The 20,002-nt window shown below is 59.5% G+C and carries 18 protein-coding genes and 1 tRNA gene; 5 read left to right on the top strand and 14 right to left on the bottom strand.

Going from position 1 to position 20,002, the window contains the following annotated elements:
* Nucleotides 1–32: 32 nt before the first annotated feature.
* A complete protein-coding gene (locus DJ564_RS29865) occupies nucleotides 33–962 on the bottom strand; it encodes a LysR family transcriptional regulator (protein WP_109635359.1) in 930 nt (309 codons plus the stop codon).
* A gap of 169 nt (nucleotides 963–1,131) precedes the next feature.
* Between DJ564_RS29865 and DJ564_RS29860 the strand changes: the two genes are divergently transcribed.
* Together DJ564_RS29860 and DJ564_RS29855 are read left to right on the top strand one after the other, a co-directional pair.
* Nucleotides 1,132–2,373: an aspartate aminotransferase family protein gene (locus tag DJ564_RS29860; protein ID WP_109635357.1), complete on the top strand. Its 1,242-nt coding sequence runs from the start codon at nucleotides 1,132–1,134 to the stop codon at nucleotides 2,371–2,373.
* Nucleotides 2,374–2,578: 205 nt separating this feature from the next.
* Nucleotides 2,579–2,737, top strand: a complete 159-nt coding sequence (locus DJ564_RS29855; protein ID WP_007904205.1) for a YqaE/Pmp3 family membrane protein — start codon at nucleotides 2,579–2,581, stop codon at nucleotides 2,735–2,737.
* Nucleotides 2,738–2,867: 130 nt separating this feature from the next.
* Here the strand turns inward: DJ564_RS29855 and DJ564_RS29850 are convergent, their stop codons facing one another.
* The 10 genes from DJ564_RS29850 to DJ564_RS29800 form a co-directional block, all read right to left on the bottom strand.
* Entirely contained in the window at nucleotides 2,868–4,694 is a 1,827-nt protein-coding gene (locus tag DJ564_RS29850; protein ID WP_109635356.1) for a S9 family peptidase, read from the bottom strand.
* A complete protein-coding gene (pqqE, locus tag DJ564_RS29845; RefSeq protein WP_162556278.1) occupies nucleotides 4,660–5,802 on the bottom strand; it encodes a pyrroloquinoline quinone biosynthesis protein PqqE in 1,143 nt (380 codons plus the stop codon). The genes DJ564_RS29850 and pqqE overlap by 35 nt, the downstream gene beginning before the upstream one ends.
* A 4-nt stretch (nucleotides 5,803–5,806) precedes the next feature.
* On the bottom strand, nucleotides 5,807–6,082 hold the full coding sequence (gene pqqD, locus DJ564_RS29840; RefSeq protein ID WP_109635353.1) for a pyrroloquinoline quinone biosynthesis peptide chaperone PqqD: 276 nt from the start codon (nucleotides 6,080–6,082) through the stop codon (nucleotides 5,807–5,809).
* A complete protein-coding gene (gene pqqC / locus DJ564_RS29835; RefSeq protein WP_109635351.1) occupies nucleotides 6,079–6,831 on the bottom strand; it encodes a pyrroloquinoline-quinone synthase PqqC in 753 nt (250 codons plus the stop codon). The genes pqqD and pqqC overlap by 4 nt, the downstream gene beginning before the upstream one ends.
* Nucleotides 6,832–6,970: 139 nt before the next feature.
* The gene (gene pqqB, locus DJ564_RS29830; protein WP_109635350.1) at nucleotides 6,971–7,882 is read right to left on the bottom strand and encodes a pyrroloquinoline quinone biosynthesis protein PqqB; all 912 of its coding nucleotides are present in this window, start codon (nucleotides 7,880–7,882) and stop codon (nucleotides 6,971–6,973) included.
* A 79-nt stretch (nucleotides 7,883–7,961) separates the two neighbouring features.
* Entirely contained in the window at nucleotides 7,962–8,036 is a 75-nt protein-coding gene (gene pqqA, locus DJ564_RS29825) for a pyrroloquinoline quinone precursor peptide PqqA (protein WP_009045898.1), read from the bottom strand.
* A gap of 155 nt (nucleotides 8,037–8,191) precedes the next feature.
* A complete protein-coding gene (gene pqqF / locus DJ564_RS29820) occupies nucleotides 8,192–10,618 on the bottom strand; it encodes a pyrroloquinoline quinone biosynthesis protein PqqF (protein ID WP_109635348.1) in 2,427 nt (808 codons plus the stop codon).
* A gap of 48 nt (nucleotides 10,619–10,666) precedes the next feature.
* Nucleotides 10,667–11,461, bottom strand: coding sequence for a carbon-nitrogen hydrolase family protein (locus DJ564_RS29815; RefSeq protein WP_109635347.1), 795 nt, complete (start codon nucleotides 11,459–11,461; stop codon nucleotides 10,667–10,669).
* A gap of 12 nt (nucleotides 11,462–11,473) precedes the next feature.
* Entirely contained in the window at nucleotides 11,474–13,156 is a 1,683-nt protein-coding gene (locus tag DJ564_RS29810; protein ID WP_109635346.1) for an NAD(P)/FAD-dependent oxidoreductase, read from the bottom strand.
* A gap of 260 nt (nucleotides 13,157–13,416) precedes the next feature.
* Nucleotides 13,417–13,878 carry an Lrp/AsnC family transcriptional regulator gene (locus tag DJ564_RS29800; protein ID WP_109635345.1) on the bottom strand — a complete coding sequence of 154 codons (462 nt, stop codon included), beginning with the start codon at nucleotides 13,876–13,878 and terminating at the stop codon, nucleotides 13,417–13,419.
* 156 nt (nucleotides 13,879–14,034) lie between these two features.
* On the opposite strand from DJ564_RS29800, the gene DJ564_RS29795 reads away from it, so the two are divergent.
* A complete protein-coding gene (locus DJ564_RS29795; RefSeq protein WP_109635343.1) occupies nucleotides 14,035–14,715 on the top strand; it encodes a peptidase M41 in 681 nt (226 codons plus the stop codon).
* An 87-nt stretch (nucleotides 14,716–14,802) separates the two neighbouring features.
* On the opposite strand, the gene DJ564_RS29790 is transcribed toward DJ564_RS29795, so the two are convergent.
* On the bottom strand, nucleotides 14,803–15,108 hold the full coding sequence (locus DJ564_RS29790) for a DUF3077 domain-containing protein (RefSeq protein ID WP_109635342.1): 306 nt from the start codon (nucleotides 15,106–15,108) through the stop codon (nucleotides 14,803–14,805).
* Nucleotides 15,109–15,555: 447 nt separating this feature from the next.
* On the opposite strand from DJ564_RS29790, the gene DJ564_RS29785 reads away from it, so the two are divergent.
* Nucleotides 15,556–15,750 (top strand): hypothetical protein, encoded by a 195-nt coding sequence (locus DJ564_RS29785; RefSeq protein WP_109635340.1) that lies wholly within the window; start codon nucleotides 15,556–15,558, stop codon nucleotides 15,748–15,750.
* 125 nt (nucleotides 15,751–15,875) lie between these two features.
* On the top strand, nucleotides 15,876–16,061 hold the full coding sequence (locus DJ564_RS29780) for a hypothetical protein (protein ID WP_077747304.1): 186 nt from the start codon (nucleotides 15,876–15,878) through the stop codon (nucleotides 16,059–16,061).
* 60 nt (nucleotides 16,062–16,121) lie between these two features.
* Here DJ564_RS29780 and DJ564_RS29775 read toward each other — a convergent pair.
* Both DJ564_RS29775 and DJ564_RS29770 read right to left on the bottom strand, forming a co-directional pair.
* Nucleotides 16,122–16,198, bottom strand: a tRNA-Ile gene (locus DJ564_RS29775).
* A gap of 15 nt (nucleotides 16,199–16,213) precedes the next feature.
* Complete coding sequence (locus tag DJ564_RS29770; protein WP_109635338.1) at nucleotides 16,214–19,960, bottom strand: bifunctional diguanylate cyclase/phosphodiesterase; 3,747 nt, start codon at nucleotides 19,958–19,960, stop codon at nucleotides 16,214–16,216.
* Nucleotides 19,961–20,002 lie beyond the last annotated feature (42 nt).

The raw sequence follows: 20,002 nt of genomic DNA, 5'->3' as shown, positions 1-20,002 counted from the left end.
GGCGGGGTTTTCTTTTGCCTCGAGAAAAGTATTCAGCTCAGCCCGTGGGGCGCAGTCGGGCTGTTCAAGCGGTCGTCCGGCCGGTTCATCACTTCCTCCAACAGCGTGCGTAACAAGGCCAGCGAGGCTTGTTGCCGCTGCACATCCCGACACACCAATCCGACTTTTAGCGGCACTCGCGGTTCGGTCAGCGGTTTCCACAGCAGTTCGTTATTGCCGAGCGCCTTTTGCGAGCGCCCGGGCAGGACGGTGGCCAGGCGGGTGTGGGGCAGACTGTCGAGAATCCCCGCCATGTTGTTCAGTTCTGCCTGCACCTGCGGGCGTCGTCCCAGATTGGCCAGTTGTGTCTGCCAGATCTGCCGTACCTGGAACTCTTCTCCCAGCAACAGCATGGGTAACTCGGCGGCCTGGCTCATCGAGACTTTCTTGAATTCGCGCAGGGGGTGGTCCGCCGGGATGACCAGGGTCAGTTCATCTTCGTACAGCATGACGCCATGTAAACCCGGCTGACGGGGTGGCAGGTAGCTGATGCCGATGTCGAGCGAACCATTGAGCAGCCGCCGTTCGATTTCCAGCCCCGTCAGCTCATAGATCTGCACCACCAGATGCGGCTGCGCCTTGCGCACGCGTTCGAGCATCTGCGGCACCAGGCTGGTGTGAACCGTCTGCAACACGCCGATAGCCAAAGTGCGTAACGCCTGGCCCTTGAAGTTGCCCAAGGCTTCGCGCGCCCGTTGCAGCCCATCAAGCAATGGCACGGCATGGTTGTACAAAGTGTGGGCGGCGAGGGTAGGCAGCAGGCGCTTGCTGCTGCGTTCGAACAGGCTCACATCGAGGTTCTGTTCGAGCTGGCGGATCTGTTGCGACAGTGCCGGTTGGGAGATTGACAGTCGCTCGGCCGCCCGGCCCACGTGGCCTTCCTCGTAGACCGCGACGAAATAACGCAGTTGCTTGAAATCCATAAGGTGCGCTTATCGAAAATGCTGGGAAATCGAAATGGCTCAACGCCGTGCCTGAGCCTAGTCTAACCGTATTCACAAGGCTTACAGGGCCGGAACGCACGATGAATACCGTTTACGTCGATGGTGTTTACATAGGTAAGGCAAAAAACCTCAAGCGAGGTTTGAACCAATGAATTTATTTAGCTTGCGTCGCAATCCCCCGAGTCTCGATGACTTGGTCGTGGACACTTTCCAGTCTTCCAGACGCGACACCCTTTCCAGCAAGTGCCTGATGCCCAGTGTCGAGCGGCCGAAACAGATTTTCGTCCGCGGCCAAGGCTCATGGTTGTGGGACAGCGATGACCGCGCTTATCTGGATTTCTCGCAGGGTGGCGGCGCCAATAGCCTCGGCCACAGCCCTTCGGTGCTGGTCAACGCGATCTCGGAACAGGCTCAGTTACTGATCAATCCGGGTTTTGCCCTGCACAACCGCGGCATGCTCAACCTTGCCGAGCGGCTCTGCGCTAGCACCGGCAGTGATCAGGCGTACCTGCTTAACAGTGGCAGGGAAGCCTGTGATGCAGCGATTCACCTGGCACGTAAATGGGGGCAGCGGCATCGCGGCGGGGCCTCACGGATCATTGTTGCGAGTAACGGCTGCCATGGCCGTAGTCTCGGGACAATTTCCGTGTCGGACTTCCACCACGTTCCCTTCAATGATCTTGCGGCGATGCACGCGGCGGTCGATGCTCGGACCGTGGCAATCCTGCTCGAACCGATCCAGAACGAAGCCGGGGTGATTCCGGCCACCGAGAATTACCTCAAGGGCGTCGAACGGCTGTGCCGAGACCTGGGCATTCTGTTGATCCTCGACGAAGTGCAAACCGGCATCGGTCGCTGCGGCACCTTGCTAGCCGAACAGTCCTTTGGCGTTCGAGCCGATATCGTCGTCCTCGGCAAAGGGCTTGGCGGCGGTGTACCACTGGCCGCGATGTTGGCGCGAGGTAACGCCTGCTGTTTCGAGGTGGGCGAACTGAGCGGAACTCACCATGGCAATGCGCTGATGACGGCGGCCGGTCTTGCCGTGTTCAACATGATCCAGGACAAGGGTTTTCTCGATCATGTGGAAGAAACCGGTCAGCACCTGCGCGAAGGACTGAGTCGGTTATCCCATCGCTACGGTCACGGTGAACTGCGCGGGCAAGGGCTGCTCTGGGGGCTGACTCTGTCCGATGATTCGGCTGATGCCGTAGTCAAGTCAGCGTTGTACGAAGGCTTGTTGCTCGACGCCCCGCAACCCGATTGCCTGCGCTTCACCCCGGCCCTCACCGTCAGCAAAGCCAACATCGACGAAATGCTCCTGCGCCTGTCCCGCGCCTTTTCTCGCGTACGCACCGCACAACTGCAGTGCCGCAAGGGGATTGCGGTCTGATCAGACTCTACCTGCACGAATTCCAGAACCGTCTCGCGGTAATAACGCATCGCCCCACGTTTGATTCTTTTCGCGTGGGGCGTTTTTTTGTCTGCGATTCGTTCGGTTCCGGTATTCGGCCAGGTTCCTACTGAACCCTGACGAATGGCGCAGGTCGATTAGCTGTAGGGCTTTCACGAGCCCACTTCAAATCAGGAGCTGCCCCATGGATTTCATTCGCATCATCATTGCCATTCTGTTGCCACCACTGGGTGTGTTTCTGCAAGTCGGTTTCGCCGGCGCGTTCTGGCTGAATATTCTGCTGACGTTGTGCGGTTACATTCCGGGGATCGTGCATGCGGTGTACATCATCGCCAAGCGTTAAGTTCTGCAGCGTTTGACAGATAGCATCGCGAGCAGGCTCGCTCCCACAGGGGATTTGCGTCGTTTACAAATCCAATGTGTGGGCTTGCTCGCGAATGAGGCGCCGCAATTTCCGCGCGGATCGCAGAAACTCAGTCCGCCAACTCCATCACCCGCCGATAAAACAACCATTCCTGCTCCAGTGCATGGGCCTGGTTCCCCGCCTTGCGAAAGCCATGACGTTCGTCCGCGTAGTAATGCGCGTCAACCAGAATACCGTTGTCCTGTAGCGCCGTGACCATGTCACGGGTCTGTTGCGGCACCACGACGGCGTCCAGTTCCCCCTGAAAGAAAATCACCGGAACACTGATGTTGCTCGCATGCAGCAGCGGCGTGCGTGCGGCGTAGCGTTCGGCATCCTCTACCGGATCGCCGATCAGCCAATCCAGATAATCGCCTTCGAACTTATGGGTTGCACGGCTCAGTGCAACGGGATCGCTGACACCGTAAAGGCTGGCACCCGCGCGGAAAACATTGTTAAAGGCCAACGCACAAAGGGTGGTGTAACCGCCGGCACTGCCACCGCGGATAAATGCCTTGTCGCCGTCGATCATTCCTCGTTCGGCAAGATGAGCGACGACTGCGCAGGCATCTTCAACGTCCACGTCGCCCCAACTCAAATGCAAGGCCTGGCGATACGCCCGGCCATAACCACTGCTGCCGCGGTAGTTGAGATCGGCTACGGCGAAACCGCGTTGCGCCCAGTACTGAATACGGGGATCAAGCATCGGATAGCAGGCCGAGGTCGGGCCGCCGTGGATGAACACCACCAGCGGCGGTTTCGCTTCGCCGGTCATCGCCGGATAGTAGAAGCCATGCGCCTCGCCCGAACCGCTCGGGTAGCGCAAGGTTTGCGGGACGCTGATGTGCTCGGCGGGCAGCGGTGCAATCCCGCCAGCCAATACCTTGACCTGTCGGGTATCGCGGTCGATGGCAACGACCGCCGACGAACTCACCGGCGATGCCGCGATGCAGTAGATGAATTGCTCATCCAGTGCGAGGTGACGAAAGCGGCTGTAATCACCGGTGAAGTCTTCCACGGTGTCACCACAAAGCGCCAATTTGCCAAACCCGCCTTCGGTCCAACTGGCCAGGTAACGGCGTTCGCCCAGCGGTAACCAGGTGCTGCCACCCAGCTGCCAAGGCGCCGGGCCATGATCGGCAGCGGCACTCGGCAACGGGCTCAGTCCTTCTGAGGATTCCACCCAAGGCTGCCAGTAGCCGGCGCGATCTGTCAGGCAAAACAGACGGCCGCCGCTGTCGAAACGAGGTTGTTGCAGCGACTCCTGAACACCTTCGCCCGCCACGCAACGCGGTTGAGTAAAGCGCCCATCGTTCTGACGTTCGGCAACCATCAGCCGAGTTGCGGTCCATGGCTGATCCGGGCAGCTCCATTCGATCCATGCCAATCGTTGCGAGTCAGGACTCAATGTCGGCGCAGCATAGAAGTCGGCGCCCTCGGCCAGCAGATGGCGCTGGCCGTCAGCTACATCAATCGCCACCAGACGATGGCGGTCACGGTTCTCTTCAACCGCGAGCACCTGGCCATTGGCAAACTGCAGATCGCCGTAACGGCATTCCCCAGAGGTCAGCACCTCAGGCGTCTCGCCCGCCAGCGATTGTCGATAAAGCTGTTGGTCCGCCTCGTTGACGAAAACAATCCCGTCATCGGTCAGACAAAACGCGCCACCGCCGTATTCGTACACCCGACTGCGCACGCTGAAACCCGTTGGTGTCAGGCAACGGGCCTGGCCGTTGCGCCAATGCCAGATCCTGCACGCGGCATCTTCGGGTCGGTACTCGTTCCAGAACAGGCCATGTTTGCCGACCAGCAACTCGGCGAAGTCGATACCGGCCGCGACGGCCCGGGAGGCGCTGAAGGGTTCAGCTTTTGGCGATGAGGCGTGAATTTCGTTCATTGCGAAAGGCCAGTTGTTCGATGGTCTGGGTCGCGTGCTCGGCTTCTTCGCGGGCCTTGAGAATCACGCCGTGATGTTCCGACTTGCTGCACACCGGGTCGGCATTGCTCGCGTCACCCGTGAGCATGAAGGCCTGGCAGCGGCAGCCGCCGAAGTCTTTTTCTTTCTCGTCGCAGGAGCGGCACGGCTCGGGCATCCAGTCGTAACCGCGAAAGCGGTTGAAGCCGAACGAGTCGTACCAGATGTGCTGCATGCTGTGGTCGCGCACATTGGGAAATTGCACCGGCATCTGTCGGGCACCGTGACAGGGTAGTGCGGTTCCGTCCGGCGTGACTGTCAGAAAGATGCTGCCCCAGCCGTTCATGCAGGCTTTCGGGCGTTCTTCGTAGTAGTCCGGCGTGACGAAAATCAGCTTGCACGGATGCCCTTCGGCTTCCAGCCTGGCGCGGTATTCGTTGGTGATGCGTTCGGCGCGGACCAGTTGTTCCCTGGTCGGCAGCAGGCCGACCCGATTGAGCTGCGCCCAACCGTAAAACTGGCACGTCGCGAGTTCTACGAAGTCGGCCTCAAGGGCGATGCACAGCTCGATGATCCGGTCGATCTTGTCGATGTTGTGCCGATGGGTCACGAAGTTCAGCACCATCGGATAACCGTGGGCCTTCACCGCGCGGGCCATTTCCAGCTTCTGCGCGAAGGCTTTTTTCGAACCGGCCAGCAAGTTATTCACTTGCTCGTCGCTGGCCTGGAAACTGATCTGGATGTGGTCCAGACCGGCCTTCTTGAAGTCGCTGATTTTCTGTTCGGTCAGGCCGATGCCGGAGGTGATCAGGTTGGTGTAGAAACCCAGCTTGCGCGCCTCGGCGATCAACTCGGCGAGGTCTTGACGCACCAGCGGCTCACCGCCGGAGAAGCCCAGTTGCGCTGCACCCATCTCCCGCGCTTCGCGGAACACTTTGATCCACTGTTCGGTGCTCAGTTCTTTGCCTTGCTCGGCAAAATCCAGCGGATTGGAGCAGTACGGGCATTGCAGCGGGCAGCGATAAGTCAGCTCGGCCAGCAGCCATAAAGGCAGGCCGATGTCGGGTTTGGGCGGTAACTTGTCCGACACGGAATCAGACAAGTTCGATCCAGTGCTGAGCACGGGCAACCTCCATGAACTGCTCGATGTCCTCAGCGAGCTCGGGTACGCCGGGGAACTGCGCGTCCAGTTCGGCAATGATCGCCGCGACGTCACGTTCGCCATCGATCAAACCACCGATCAAAGCGGCGCTTTCATTGAGTTTGATCATGCCTTCGGGGTAGAGCAGCACGTGGCCTTTCTGCGCCGGTTCGTACTGGTAGCGATAGCCCTGACGCCAGTTCGGGATTTTGCTGCGATCGAAACTCATAAGGTGATTCCTTTATGCCAGACCCGCTGGTCAGTCACGCTGTGATACGGCGGGCGGTTCAATTCGTAGGCCATGCTCATGGCATCGAGCATGCTCCAAAGGATGTCCAGTTTGAACTGGAGAATTTCCAGCATGCGCTCCTGGCCTTCCCGCGTCGTGTAGTGCTGCAACGTGATGGCCAGACCATGCTCGACATCCCGGCGCGCCTGACCGAGGCGTGTGCGGAAATACTCGTAACCTGTCGGGTCGATCCACGGGTAATGCTGCGGCCAGCTGTCCAGGCGCGATTGGTGGATCTGCGGCGCGAACAACTCGGTCAGCGAGCTGCTGGCGGCTTCCTGCCAATTGGCCCGGCGGGCGAAGTTGACGTAGGCGTCCACGGCGAAACGCACGCCGGGCAATACCAGTTCCTGCGAGCGCAGCTGATCCGGGTCGAGGCCGACGGCCTGGCCCAGACGCAGCCAGGCTTCGATGCCGCCGTCTTCGCCGGGGGCGCCGTCATGGTCCAGCAAGCGCTGAATCCACTCGCGACGGATCTCGCGGTCCGGGCAGTTGGCGAGGATGGCGGCGTCCTTCAGGGGGATGTTCACCTGATAGTAGAAGCGGTTGGCGACCCAACCCTGGATCTGCTCGCGGGTCGCCCGGCCTTCATACATCGCCACATGATAGGGGTGATAGATGTGGTAATAGGCGCCCTTGGCGCGCAGGGCCGCTTCGAATTCGGCGGGGGACATGGGGGTGTCAGTCATTGCGGTTCTCCGGGAACAACCGGTGGTTTCTGTTGTGTCTGGTCCGGCCTCATCGCCAGCAGGCTGGCTCCCACAGTTGATCGCATTCCCCTGTGGGAGCCAGCCTGCTGGCGATAGACCGCGCAGCGGTCTCGATGCCCTACAACACAATACTCATGCCGTCATAGGCCACTTCAACCTTGCGCCGAACCAGCTCGGCCCGCTCCGGCGAATCCTCATCAAGAATCGGGTTGGTGTTGTTGATGTGGATAAGCACCTTGCGCTGCTTGGGTAACTGCTCCAGCACTTCAAGCATGCCGCCGGGGCCGTTTTGCGCCAGATGACCCATTTCCCGTCCGGTGCGGGTGCCGACGCCACGGCGCTGCATTTCGTCGTCATCCCACATCGTGCCGTCCACCAGCAGGCAATCGCTACCGGCCATGATGTCCAGCAGCGGCGCATCGACCTTGCCCAGGCCCGGCGCATAGAACAGCTTGCCGCCGGTGTTCAGGTCTTCGACGATCAGGCCGATGTTGTCGCCCGGGTGCGGGTCGAAGCGGTGCGGCGAGTAGGGCGGCGCGGCGCTGCGCAGGGGCAGCGGGGTGAAGCGCAGGCTCGGGCAGGCCGGGATGGTGAAGCTGCGGTCGAGTTCGATACGGTTCCAGTCCAGCCCGCCATTCCAGTGCTTGAGCATGTTGAACAGCGGGAAACCGGTGCTCAGGTCTTCGTGGACCATGTCGGTGCACCAGACCTGATGCGGGCAACCTTCGCGCAGGCTGAGCAGGCCGGTGGTGTGGTCGATCTGGCTGTCCATCAGGATGATCGCGCTGATGCCGGTATCACGCAGGGCGCGGCCCGGTTGCATCGGGGAGAAGCTTTGGAGTTGGGCACGGATGTCCGGCGAAGCGTTACACAGGATCCAGTTCACGCCGTCATCGGAAATGGCGATGGACGACTGGGTACGCGCCTTGGCGTTCAGGCTGCCGTTGCGAAAACCGGCGCAGTTCACGCAGTTGCAGTTCCACTGGGGGAAACCGCCGCCGGCGGCGGAACCTAGAATCTGGACAAACATGGACGCTCCATCATTTCAACGCTGAAAATAAAAACGCCCCGGTAAACCGAGGCGTTGCACATCATGACAACGGCAGACCTTAGCGGCTTGCGAAGTACATGGTGACTTCAAAGCCGATACGCAGGTCGGTGTAAGCGGGTTTGGACCAGGACATGGAAGCGCTCCTTCAGGTGATAGGACAGTTGAGATCTATACATATAGTCCACCTCCAGCCGGAGATGTTCAGATAGTTAGGTGGCTATGTTACTCAAAATTACAGAGCGATTGGCCGCGAATCTTTGAGAAAGCTAATTGCAGCGTCGGTAATGATCATTTTGGCACTTGCCAAGGCGCCTTTGCGCAAGCACTGCTGGCCAGGCAGCGCCAGCCACCTTCGGCTTGATTCAGTCGTAGGGCGGCGGCTTTCAACGTTTTGCGATCGATCATCAGGATCGCTTCGGGCAGACGCTCCAGATAATCCGACGAGTGGCCGGCCAGTTTGCCCTGCCAGAGCAATTCGGCTGCCTGCGCGTGGGGCAGTGCGGTGGCATGGAATTGATCGGCCAGAGCCTGGCGCTGAACGATGAAAGTCGCTTCATCAATGCCTTCAATCATCGTGGGCATTTCGCTCAAGAAGCGTTCCATGTGTTCCAGCAGATCCTGAGGCGCAACACTCGGTGATTGAACGCCGAACAGCAGCCCGGTCTGCCCATGGAGCTGACGCAGGCCACTGAACACAGCGTAACCCAATTGCAGCTCAACCCGCAGACGCTGATAGAACGGCGTCTGGCACAGGTGCGCGAGCAGACGCCACGCGGCTTCGTCAGCGATGTCTCGCGTGGAAGTCGGACAAAACAGCAACAACGCGTGTTCGCTGGAGCCGGTGTCGATCACGCTCCAAAGGTGCAGCGATTTTATCGAGGCGGGCGGCGACGGCTGATCGTCCGCAACACCGGGCACACGGCTCAGCGCCAGGCCCATCGCCGCTTGCGTCTGCGCCGACAGGCCCGTCGCCAGACCCTGCCAGCGCGCACTCGCCCACAGCTGCTGCACGTCATCAGTCTCAGTGGTGCGCTCAAGGCAATGCTCGGGCAGCGCCTTCAGCAGCTGTCTGATCGGCATCAACAGCACGCTAGGCGGTTCCTCCTGTGGGAAACCGGCGTCGGGTTTTGTCAGCTCTTTCAGCGCATGTTCGAGGACGGTCGGCATTGGCTCCTGCAGGCCAGTCAATTTCAGCAGCCATTCATTGCCTGACGCACTGAAGGAAAAGTCGACGCCCGCCTGACGGGCATCTTCGCGCAAGGGTTGCAGGCGATTTTCCAGGCTCGATTGAAGACGAGGGTGAGGTTTCGCCAGCAGTCGCCACCGCAGATAAATCGCGCCTTCGTCAGTGTTATCCGGCAACGCCTGACTGAACTGCATAGGAGAGTTTTCGCGACGGCTGCGCGAGCGATCCTGGGCGAACGTCCGCAGGCCACGGTGTTTGCTGGTCTGGCCGCGAATCAGCCCGGCATTGGCCACAGCGACTTCAGCCCGTAAGAACGGATTAGGCGTCGGCAATTGCCATTCACCGCTGAAGTTATCCACAGCGCCGATTTTTTTCAGGATGTCGTTGAGCGCTACGACGCCTTGTTCGGATAAACCGGCTTCAAGCTGCTCGCTGTCCAGTCGGGCTCGTTGCAGGGCGCCGCTCACTTGTTGCTGACGGTCGAGCAGGGCGGCGTATTCTTTGCGCAACTCGGTCCAGCTCTGGTGAGAAGCAAAAAAGCCCAGCCAATCCACGAGCCGCTCGCTGATCGCGCTTCCCGGTTTATCGGTGTTGAATTCAATGTGCAGCAACGCTTGCCCGGCGAACTGATACAGCGGCGCGGCTTTCAGGTTGTCCGCCAGCCCTTGTTCGCGCAATTCAGCCAACAGACCGCCAGGTTTCGACGCGTTCAGCCAATGGCACAGGAATGCTAATGCTTCGCGGGATGAGTCTGGCAACGCTTCGAACGCGAACAGTAGATCGAGCCGACGTTCGCGAGCCTGTTGATAACTTTTGTCGGAAGAATCCATCAGCGCTGCAGGTGCTTCTTGCTGGACCTTTTCCCCTACGGCGATAGGGTCGCCAAAGCGCTGAGCCATTGCCCTCAACTCATCGAGACTTTGCGGGCCCGTCAGGCTCAACGTCATCTGCCCGGTCCGATAAAACCGCTGATAGAAATCCTGCAACGCTTGCTGAAACTCCGGCTGCGGCACCGGCAGGCTGTACCGGTTGCCTGCATGAAATGCCCGAAGCGGGTGAGCGGCTGACAGCCCATCGAACAGCGCGAACTGCTGCTGAGCCGTGGCATCCCGGGACCATGCGACAAATTCAGCGTGCAGCACTTCCCGTTCCCGCCGCTGATCGTCCGGATTCATACGCGGATGAGCGAGCATGTCTGACAGACGCTCCAGCCCACCGCTGAACGTCTGAGTCGGCAGTTCGAAAAAGAAGTCGGTCGTGCGTTCGCTGGTGCGCGCATTCACCTGGCCGCCGTGACCTTGTACGTAGGCCATCAGCCCTTGCCCTGCGGGAAAGCGCTCCGTCCCCAGAAACAACAAATGCTCAAGAAAATGCGCAAGGCCGGGCCATGCCAGCGGCACGTCATGACTGCCCGCGAAAACCCGCAACGCAGCAGCGCAGCGCTTCAAATCGGGAGCATGACGCAGCGTCACCCGTAGGCCGTTGGCCAGGGTTTCGGTGTGGGGGCGGGGATGATTCAGCGCAGGCATGAGCACTTCCAGAACAGAGAAGCGCTAATGCTAGCGGATAACGGTGGATCAGCGCTTGTTAAGGTCGCCGTAAAGCTCGGGACGGCGATCGATCAAGTAACGATTGGCAGCACGGGAATCGACCATCAACTGACGATCGAGCTCACCGACAATCAGCGCTTCATCCAGGCCAGCCTGGGCGATGCGGCTACCATCCGGCGCGGCGATGCTGCTCTGGCCGCAGTAATTGATCTCGCCTTCCTGTCCGCAGTAGTTGGCATACGCCACATAGCACTGGTTTTCAAAGGCGCGGGAACGCACGGTGACATCGGCAACGAAGTCGAAGGGAATCATGTTCGCCGTCGGCACCAGGATAAGCTCGGCGCCGGCCAAGGCCAGGCGTCGGGCGTTTTCCGGGAACTCGAGGTCGTAGCAGATCAGAAAGCCGAGCTTCCAGCCATTGAGTTCCACCAACGGAAAATCATCCTGCCCGGCGCTGAACATCGAGTGATCGAGGTCGCCGAACAGGTGAGTCTTGCGGTAGTTGCACAGGCGCTCACCGTTGGCGTCGATCAACTGCACGGCGTTGTAGATCTGCCCGTCCTCGGTGCGCTCGGGGTAGCCATACAAAATGGCGATCCCGGCCGTCTTGGCGATGCGCGCGATCTGCTGCGCCGACTCACCGTTGTGCACCTCCGCCAGCACGCTGACGGCATCAATGCCGATGTTGTAGCCGGTCAGGAACATCTCCGGCAGCACCAGCAAGTCTGCGCCCTTGGCTTCCAGCGCCAATTGATGCAGGCGTTGCAAGTTGCCGGCGACATCCAGGGGCAACGGTGGACATTGGTAAAGGGCTACGCGCATTTTGGATTCCTCTTACTCGGGCAAGGCGATCGGACCGATCTCGTTGAACACATCACCTGGACCCGGGTTCTCGGCGTGAGTTTCACCGCCGAAGTGTTTCATGATGCCCCACACCGCGTTGAGCGAGGTCTGCACCGCGCCTTCGACCCACGCCGGCGTCCACGAAACGTCGTCGCCGGCGATGAAAATCCCGCGTTGTTCGGCCGGCATGTCGTCCTGCATGAAGTGCGCGTACATGCGCTGGTTGTAGCGATAGTGACCGGGCAAGGCACCTTTGAAGGCGCCGAGGAAATGCGGGTCGGCTTCCCACGACACGGTGATCGGGTCGCCGATGATCCGCGCGGCGATGTCGACTTTCGGGTAGATCTTTTTCAATGAATCCAGCGCCAGTTTCACGCGCTTTTCCACCGGGTGCGGGAGCATTTTCAACGCGTCGCTCATCCACGAGTACGACAGGCAAATAACGCCTGGTTTGTCGTCGCCGTTATCGAAGAGATAGGTGCCGCGGGTCAGGCGATCGGTGAGGGTCATGCTCATCAGGTCGCGGCCGGTTTCCGGATCCTTGTCCTTCCAGAACGGGCGGTCGACCATCACGAAAGTTTTCGACGATTGCATGTAGCGGGTGCGGTCGAGGGCCATCCACATCTTTTGCGAAAACAGGGTTTCGTCGCATTCGATCTGGGTGGTCAGCAGCCAGCTCTGGCAGGTGGTCAACACCGCGGCGTATTCGCGGGTGTCGCCGTTGTTATCGGTGACCGCAAAACGGCCGTCCGGGGCGTGAGCGATTTTTTTAACCCCGGAGCGTGGCGCGCCTCTGTGCAGCGACTTGAGGCTGGTGCCTTCGGGCCAGTGCACGCAACGTTCCGGCACATGACGCCAGATGCCTTGTGGCACTTGTTCGACGCCGCCGACGACCAGATGTTGATGATCGTCGCAGTTGGTCATCACGACGCGGAAGATTTCCAGCATCGAGTTCGGGAAGTCCGAGTCCCAGCCGCCGGTGCCGAAACCGACCTGGCCGAACACTTCGCGGTGATGGAACGAGAGCTTGGCGAAGGCTTCGGAGGTGGCGACAAAGTCGTAGAAGGTGCGGTCGTCCCACAGCGGAACCAGGGTGTTCCACAGCTCTTTGAGGCGTGGAACATCGCGGTCGCGGATCGCTTGCTGGATATCGGAAAACTGCGAGCCGGCCTCCAGCGCATCCGCCCACGCGTCAGCCACTTCCTGGAACAGTGCAGGAAGATCCGCCAGCTTTTGTGCGTAGTGGGTTTTGCCTTCCAGGTCGATCACGGTACTGCCAGAGGCAGGCGTCAGCGGATTGGGAAAGGGTTTGGTCTCGAGACCGAGCTTGTCGACATAGTGGTAAAACGCCGTGGACGACACCGGGAAGCGCATGCCGCCCAGTTCGGCGACGATGCCATCGGTCCCGTTGAACGCTTGGGAACGCAGACGACCGCCCATCTTCGAGGCTTCGTAGACGACGGGCTTGAGGCCCAGTTTCATCAGTTCATAGGCGGCCACCAGGCCGGCGATGCCCGCGCCGACAATCGCCACTTCAGCGCCATGATTGTGTGCTGGAATGCTGCCCAGGCCGGCCGGGTGTTCGATCCAGTCGTCAAAGCCGAAAGGAAAGTCCGGGCCGAAAATGGTGACTGGTTTTTTACCGTCTGCAGGATGGCGATTGTTCTTGTTCATGACTGACCTTACTGGCGACCCGACGCGGAATGCGCATCTGAGTATAGGAAAAGATGGCAGCCATTCTAGAGAGCGTAGAACACGTTAATAAGACGCAATGTGTCGTCGTTTTGCCAATTACTCGATCACTATGACGATCAATCGCTACGCACTGACCAGTGTGGGAGCGGGCTTGCTCGCGAATGCGGTGGGCCAGACAGCAGAGATGTCGACTGACACTCCCTTTTCGCGAGCAAGCCCGCTCCCACCCTGGACCGCGTTTAAACCGGCTGCCCCCGATCAATCTTGCTACTCAAGATGATCGATGTCGTAGTCTTCTCCACCCCATCGACACTGCCAATCTGATCCAGCAACTGATCCAGTTGCTCCGGCGATTCAGTGCGCAACCACGCCACATAATCAAATTCGCCACTCACCGCACACAACTGCTGCACCTGGGCCATGGCGCTGAGCCGACGCAGCACTTCCTTGCCCGAGCGCGGTTGCACCGTGATCCCGACGTACGCCTGCAATCCGCCATCCACCACCCGTTGACCCAACCGCACGCCGTAACCGGTGATGACTTTGGCCTTTTCCAGCCGCGCCAGACGTGAAGTCACCGTGGTCCGTGCGATGCCCAATTGGCGAGCGAGCATGGCCACGCTCTCACGCGCGTTGATCTGTAAGGCCGCGATGAGTTGGCGGTCGATTTCGTCAAGAACGGGTGGGCGGGTGTCAGGCAAGGGGCGTCTCCGGCAACACAAATCAGTGGCTTGGCATGTTACAGCACGGCTGGCACGGCGGATGTCTGAGAACGTCAGACGGCGCGCGGAAGACAGGATGGACACCAGCTGTCAGTCATAGTCGAATGAGAAATCGAGGGATGCGAGGTGATCAAAATGACAAAGAACATGCCTCCCGCTGTCCGGGATCACGCAGTGCAGATTGCCAATCACGAAATGGGTCACTACGTCGTTGCCCGAGTCTTGGGGTTTGAAACGGGTGATGTGAGCCTGACAGTGACCATGGACTTGAGGCATCAAGCGGGCGCTTCCATTACCTTGGCGCGTTCAATTACGACGATTGAGGCAATGAAGGAGCATCTGCAAGCCCGAATGATGGTCCTCTTTGCGGGCGCCATGGCGCAGTCATTGGCTTCAAAGCGTTCGCCCGGCAAACGCGTCGATAAGCCGAAAGCGGCCGCCATCCTGAGGGGAGAACTTGGGGCAGAACAGGACTACGCAAAAATCAGGGAGTTACGGCACTTGCTGCGTAACATCACCTACCCCGATACGGATCCGGCTTCGCCTGATCGCGTAACCGCCGAGCTGAAAGAGATTACGGATCGCCTGTGGTTACGGACTCAAACAATCGTTGAGCAGCTGGCCGATACGATTATTGGGTTGGGCGAGACGTTGGTTGATGGCATGGGTATCGTGGAGCAATGGGGCAGGGCGGCGGATACGTATGAGGGTGTGTTGACGAGGGAGGTGCTTGAGCGGATGGGGGTGGTGCGGGCGATTCCGGCGTTGGGCGTCGGGGCTGGCAGCTGTAGTGATGCCGATCCATTCAGGAAATAACGACATTGCAGGCGCGTAATGCACGCCCGATCACGATTCGGAAGCCCCGAATAATCGGGGCGCCTTACAACGGGAAAAGCCGCGCTATTACTCGGACTCCGTCGCTGTCCGGGGAGGCCTTGGTGTAAGCACCTTCACCACATCATCAATTACCGCCTTACCCATCGCCGTCAGATAATGCGCGGCCCAGGCGTGGCGGTCGGTGTCTCTTGCGTAGGCTGCGTCCTCGGCAAATGATTTGGCGAGGAACAGCAGATCGGAGGCTTGTGACAATGCATCAACGATGGGGACGCCGGCGCGGACGTTGAACAACGCCTGATCCGAGCAGTAGATGAGTGGGGTGAAACCGATGGTTTTCAGGTCTGAAATTGCGGACGGATTTGTTTTGTTCACGATATAACTCCTGGGTTCGAGGAGCTGCCACTTTCGTTACCACACGAAAGGGTGGCAGCTGTACGCAGGGTGGTAAACCGGGAACCAAGGAAACCGGCACGCCCGAAGGCGTCCCACGCACAGCTGCCATATCGAGATCACAGGCATAAAAAACTGCCTATCTTCGTGATGAGTGCACTGTTGCGCTGGTTCCCGGGTTACCACACCCGATCGCTGCATTTGCAGCGACGTCCGGAGAGTATCCCGTCGAAGAGAACGCCAACAAGGCGGCAAAGTGCCTAAACGCACCCATTACGCAATTCTCGGAGTTTGCCTACAACCATGGCAGACGTCATCCGATAACCTCACGTCAGCGCAAAATATAACCTAGACGGCAGACAGGAAAAAACGCATGTCCCGCCGCGGAGCAGCGCACAGGACGCGACCCGAGCCCCGACAGGATGACTGATGCTACAAAATGACCGCAAAAATCTGGAGCTCGATAAGCTTCAAGTCGAAATCCGGAGATTCATTGCTGAAACCCGCAAGTTTATGGCCGAAGAAAGCAAGCTTAGGCAGGAGGCTTTTTGGTATCCGTTCGCAGTAGGCGCCGGTCTAGTGACCGCCGTTGTCGCCGCCGTCGGATTGTGGTCCAAGCTTTAAAATCCCTAACACACGGAAGCGACCAATGATCGGAGGTGCTTGAGTTTTACCGCTTAGCAGCCCACCTTATCTAACAAGGGTTAGCGCATTAGGCGTGACCCGTGATCCCTGCAGGAAGACGCAGTATGTCCACACCTCCTACGATTCAAGCCAGCATTGAACAGTTACACCGTGACGTGGCCGCCTTGGCCGAAGACATGCGTAGCCCATCCCCCATCGCGACCCGAGCAATCCTACTGCCGTTTGGACTCGGTGCCGCGCTGGCGCTCGTGACTATTGTTGCTGTTGCCTTGGTGGTTCGGCTGGTCTGATCTCTTAGGCCAAACGTTAGTCGCAGAAAAAAAGCCGCGCATTTGCGCGGCTTTCTTGTTTGGTGGGCCCACACGGACTTGAACCGTGGACCAAAGGATTATGAGTCCTCTGCTCTAACCAACTGAGCTATAGGCCCTCAGTAGGCCGCGGATTATAACGATGGTTTCTCGGCTGTGCTATCCGAAAAATCCGATACGGCTATACGAAGAAACGTCGCGGCGAATTCATCGGGGGGAAGGGGCAGGCTGACGATGTAGCCCTGGATCTGTTCGCAGCCTTCTTCGGCCAGGAATTGTTGCTGCGCCAGGGTCTCGACGCCCTCCGCAATGATGGTGAATTGCATGCTGCGCCCCAAGGCGATAATTGCGCGAACAATCGCCACATCGTGCGGATCGTCAGGCAGGCCGCGGACGAAGGACTGGTCGATCTTGAGGATGTCCAGCGGCAGGCGCTTGAGGTAGCTCAGGGACGAGTAGCCCGTACCGAAGTCGTCTATCGCCAATTGCACGCCCAGGTGTTTGAGTTGGTGCAACACGGCCAGCGCTTCTTCGGCCTGGCTCATGATGAAGTTTTCGGTAATTTCCAGTTGCAGAAAACCGGGTGCCAGGCCGTTGTCCTTGAGCAGTTGTTCGATCCGCCCGAGCAGATTCGGCTGGCGCAGTTGAGCGCCGGCGAGGTTGACCGACAGCGGGCCGAGGCACTCATAGACCTGGTTCCACTCAAACATTTGTCGGCAGGCGGTCTCCAGTACCCAGTCGCCGATTTGCAGGATCATGCCGTTTTCTTCGGCCAAGGGAATGAAGTGTTCCGGCGGTACCGCACCGAAGGTCGGGTGATGCCAGCGAATGAGCGCTTCGGCGCCGACCAGTCGATGGTCGGCGAGGCTGATTTTCGGTTGGTAGTAGAGATAGAGCTCGTTGCGCTCGATGGCGCGCCGCAGTTCATGTTCCAGCGCCACGCGCTCGCTGGCCTGGGCGGTAAGGTCGCGGGTGTAGCTTTCCACCCGATTGCGGCCCTTGGCTTTGGAGCGATACATCGCGGCATCGGCGTTCTTGACCAGCGTGGCAACGTCGCAGCCGTCCTTGGGATACAGGCTGGTGCCAATGCTGGCGCTGATGAAGAACTCGTGCTCGCCGGCCTGGAACGGTGCGGCGAAGCAATTGAGCAGTTTGGTGGCGATGTTGTCGGCATCGCTGGACTGCTGCAGGCCGGGCAGCAGGATGATGAATTCGTCGCCACCCAGGCGCGCAACGGTATCGATATCGCGCAGCTGCTCTTTGAGGCGCACGGCGATGCCTTTGAGCAGCAAGTCACCGACCGGGTGGCCAAGGCTGTCGTTGATGTGTTTGAAGCGGTCCAGGTCGAGGAACAACACTGCGCCCTGACCGCCGTTTTCCTGTTGGGTATTGAGTGCGGTCAGCAGTCGACTCTCGAACAGCGTGCGATTTGGCAGGCCCGTCAGTGGGTCGTGGTGCGCCTGGTAGTCGAGCTTGGCCTGCGCGTGCTTGAGGCTGGAAATGTCCGCGAACACCGCAACGAAGTGAGTGATGAATTTTTCCCGGTTGCGCACGGCGCTGATGGTCAGCCAGCTCGGGTAGAGCTCGCCATTCTTGCGTCGGTTGGAAATCTCGCCTTGCCAATGACCTTCATCGGTCAGTTGATGCCACATCGCCGCATAAAACGCGCTGTCGTGCAGGCCCGAGGCGAGCAGGCGAGGGGTGTGGCCCAGTGCTTCGCTCTCGCTGTAGCCGGTGATCTCGGTAAACGCACGGTTGACCGCGCTGATGTGTTGTTGGGTGTCGGTGATCAATACACCTTCGGCGGTGCTCTCGAACACCGTGGCGGCCTGTTGCAGTTTTTCCTGCATCAAATGCCGCTCGGTGATGTCCCGGGCAATGGTCAACATGCAGTCTTCGTCGCCGATGGGCAGCGGACGGCTGGACACCTCGCAGAGACGGATCTGCCCGTCACTGCGGCGGATATGGCAACTGAAGTCGCGAACGAAGCCATCCCGGTGCAGCAAATCGAGCATCTGTTTGCGCTCGTTGAGATTGACCCATATCCCCAGCTCCAGGGCCGAACGATCCACCGACATCGCGCTGTTGAAGCCTGTGATGCGACTGAAACCCTCGTTGACCTCCAGCAGCAACCCGTCGCTCTGCCGCGACAGCAACAGGCCATCCGGGGAGGCGTGGAAGGCCTTGGCGAACTTTTCTTCAGAGGTTTGCAGTTGTTGCTGGGTTTCCTTGAGCTGACTGATATCGCGCACGACGACGACCAAGGCAGGGGTCGTATCGAGATCGAAGGGTTCGGCGGAAATCAGGCCGGTAAACACCTGGCCGTTGTTGCGGCGAAAGGGCATCTCCAGGTTGCGGATGCTGCCGGCCTGAAGGCGCTGCAGCAAACCCGGACCGACGCCGGGAATGCCCCAGATGTTCAGGTCCGTAGCGGTCTGGCCAATAACGTCTTCGGCCCTGAGACCAATTTGTTCCTCGAACGCTTTGTTGACTTCCAGCAGGCAGCCGTCGGAAAGCCGCGCAATCACCAGGATGTCCGGGCATTGCTGAAACACGGAGGCGAATTTTTGCTCGGACAGGCTCAGCGCCTCTTCCGTGCGCTTGGCGTCGCTGATGTCGATCATCAGTCCGCGCATCACCGGCTCATGCCCGTGCTCGATCAGACTGACGATATCGCGTACCCACAGGCAGCGGCCGTCGGCGGTGATGACCCGGTAATCGACGCTGTAATCGCGGCCGGCCAGCACTTCGTGATCGCAGAAGGTCTGGGCCCGGGTCAGGTCCGCAGGGTGGATGATGTTGCGCCAGAAGCCCGGAATCAGCCAGTGGGAAAGGGGATAGCCAAGGAGTTCTTCGGCATGCGGTGACACATAGCTGTAGGTGAAATCGCTGATTCGCGCTTCCCAGGCTATCGCGGAAAGGCTCTCCACCAGCCCGCGGTAATGATATTCGCTGCTGCGTAGCTCTTGTTCCAGATCGACTCGCCGGGCAATTTCCGAACTCAAGCGGCGGTTGATCCGGATGACCACTGCCAGCATGATCATCAGAAACAGCAGCCCTGGCAGACCGTAAACCAGCAGATCCGACCAAAAAGTTCGATGATCCAGGACGTTACCGATCCAGTGCTCCTGAATGGCGCTGATTTCACTTGAGCTCATATCCGCCAGAACTTTGTCCAGGATACCGACCAGCATTTTGTTGTTTGGGGGCACGGCCATCGCCAATTGATAGCGGTAGGGCGTTTCACCGCTGACATACAGGCCGTCGAGCTTGAGCTGGCGCAGGCTCCAGACGCTGGAGGCGAGATCGCCCACGACCGCGTCCACTTCATCGGTGGCCAGCGCTTGCAAGGCCGAACTGACATTGGGCATCGCTACCAGATTCAGGTCGGGATGGTGCGTGCGCAGCAGTTCGTGGGGCGCATAGTTTTCCACCACCGCGATCTTCAGCCCGTAGAGGTCTTCGAGCTTGCGCGGCTGGGGGCCGCCGACATGGGCGAGGATGACAATCGGAAAGTCCAGATAGGGGCGAGTGAATGACAGGTACGACTGGCGTTCAGGGGTCGACATGATGCCCGGCAGGACGTCCAGCTTACCTTGCTTGGCCTGCTGCAGGACTTCGGTCCAACTGATCGGTTCGATGGGCGTCAGTTTGACGGCCAGCCGCTGACGGATCACGTTGATGTAGTCCGCCGCCAGGCCCTGATAGCGGCCTTGGTCGTCACGAAATTCAAACGGCGGCCAAGACGCGTCGACACCCAGGCGCAAGTCCGGGTGAGCCGCCAGCCAGCTACGTTCTTCGTCGGTCAGAGTCAGCGCGCCAGCCGTTGCGGTCCAGGTCATCAGCGACAGCAAAAAAAGCACGGTCGGCAGTCTGGGCATAACGGTCTCGTTATGGCTCGGGGAATGTTTCGAGTGTAGACG

It is taken from the genome of Pseudomonas sp. 31-12 (genome assembly GCF_003151075.1).
In the GTDB taxonomy this organism is placed as follows: Bacteria; Pseudomonadota; Gammaproteobacteria; order Pseudomonadales; family Pseudomonadaceae; genus Aquipseudomonas.
Note: the sequence above shows the minus strand (reverse complement) of the source record. Positions and strands in the feature narration are given on the sequence as shown.

Coding starts and splice junctions, on each gene's coding strand:
- DJ564_RS29865 (WP_109635359.1), bottom strand. CDS start 962: ATGGATTTCAAGCAACTGCGTTATTTCGTCGCGGTCTACGAGGAAGGC.
- DJ564_RS29860 (WP_109635357.1), top strand. CDS start 1,132: ATGAATTTATTTAGCTTGCGTCGCAATCCCCCGAGTCTCGATGACTTG.
- DJ564_RS29855 (WP_007904205.1), top strand. CDS start 2,579: ATGGATTTCATTCGCATCATCATTGCCATTCTGTTGCCACCACTGGGT.
- DJ564_RS29850 (WP_109635356.1), bottom strand. CDS start 4,694: ATGAACGAAATTCACGCCTCATCGCCAAAAGCTGAACCCTTCAGCGCC.
- pqqD (WP_109635353.1), bottom strand. CDS start 6,082: ATGAGTTTCGATCGCAGCAAAATCCCGAACTGGCGTCAGGGCTATCGC.
- pqqC (WP_109635351.1), bottom strand. CDS start 6,831: ATGACTGACACCCCCATGTCCCCCGCCGAATTCGAAGCGGCCCTGCGC.
- pqqB (WP_109635350.1), bottom strand. CDS start 7,882: ATGTTTGTCCAGATTCTAGGTTCCGCCGCCGGCGGCGGTTTCCCCCAG.
- pqqF (WP_109635348.1), bottom strand. CDS start 10,618: ATGCCTGCGCTGAATCATCCCCGCCCCCACACCGAAACCCTGGCCAAC.
- DJ564_RS29815 (WP_109635347.1), bottom strand. CDS start 11,461: ATGCGCGTAGCCCTTTACCAATGTCCACCGTTGCCCCTGGATGTCGCC.
- DJ564_RS29810 (WP_109635346.1), bottom strand. CDS start 13,156: ATGAACAAGAACAATCGCCATCCTGCAGACGGTAAAAAACCAGTCACC.
- DJ564_RS29795 (WP_109635343.1), top strand. CDS start 14,035: ATGACAAAGAACATGCCTCCCGCTGTCCGGGATCACGCAGTGCAGATT.
- DJ564_RS29785 (WP_109635340.1), top strand. CDS start 15,556: ATGCTACAAAATGACCGCAAAAATCTGGAGCTCGATAAGCTTCAAGTC.
- DJ564_RS29780 (WP_077747304.1), top strand. CDS start 15,876: ATGTCCACACCTCCTACGATTCAAGCCAGCATTGAACAGTTACACCGT.
- DJ564_RS29770 (WP_109635338.1), bottom strand. CDS start 19,960: ATGCCCAGACTGCCGACCGTGCTTTTTTTGCTGTCGCTGATGACCTGG.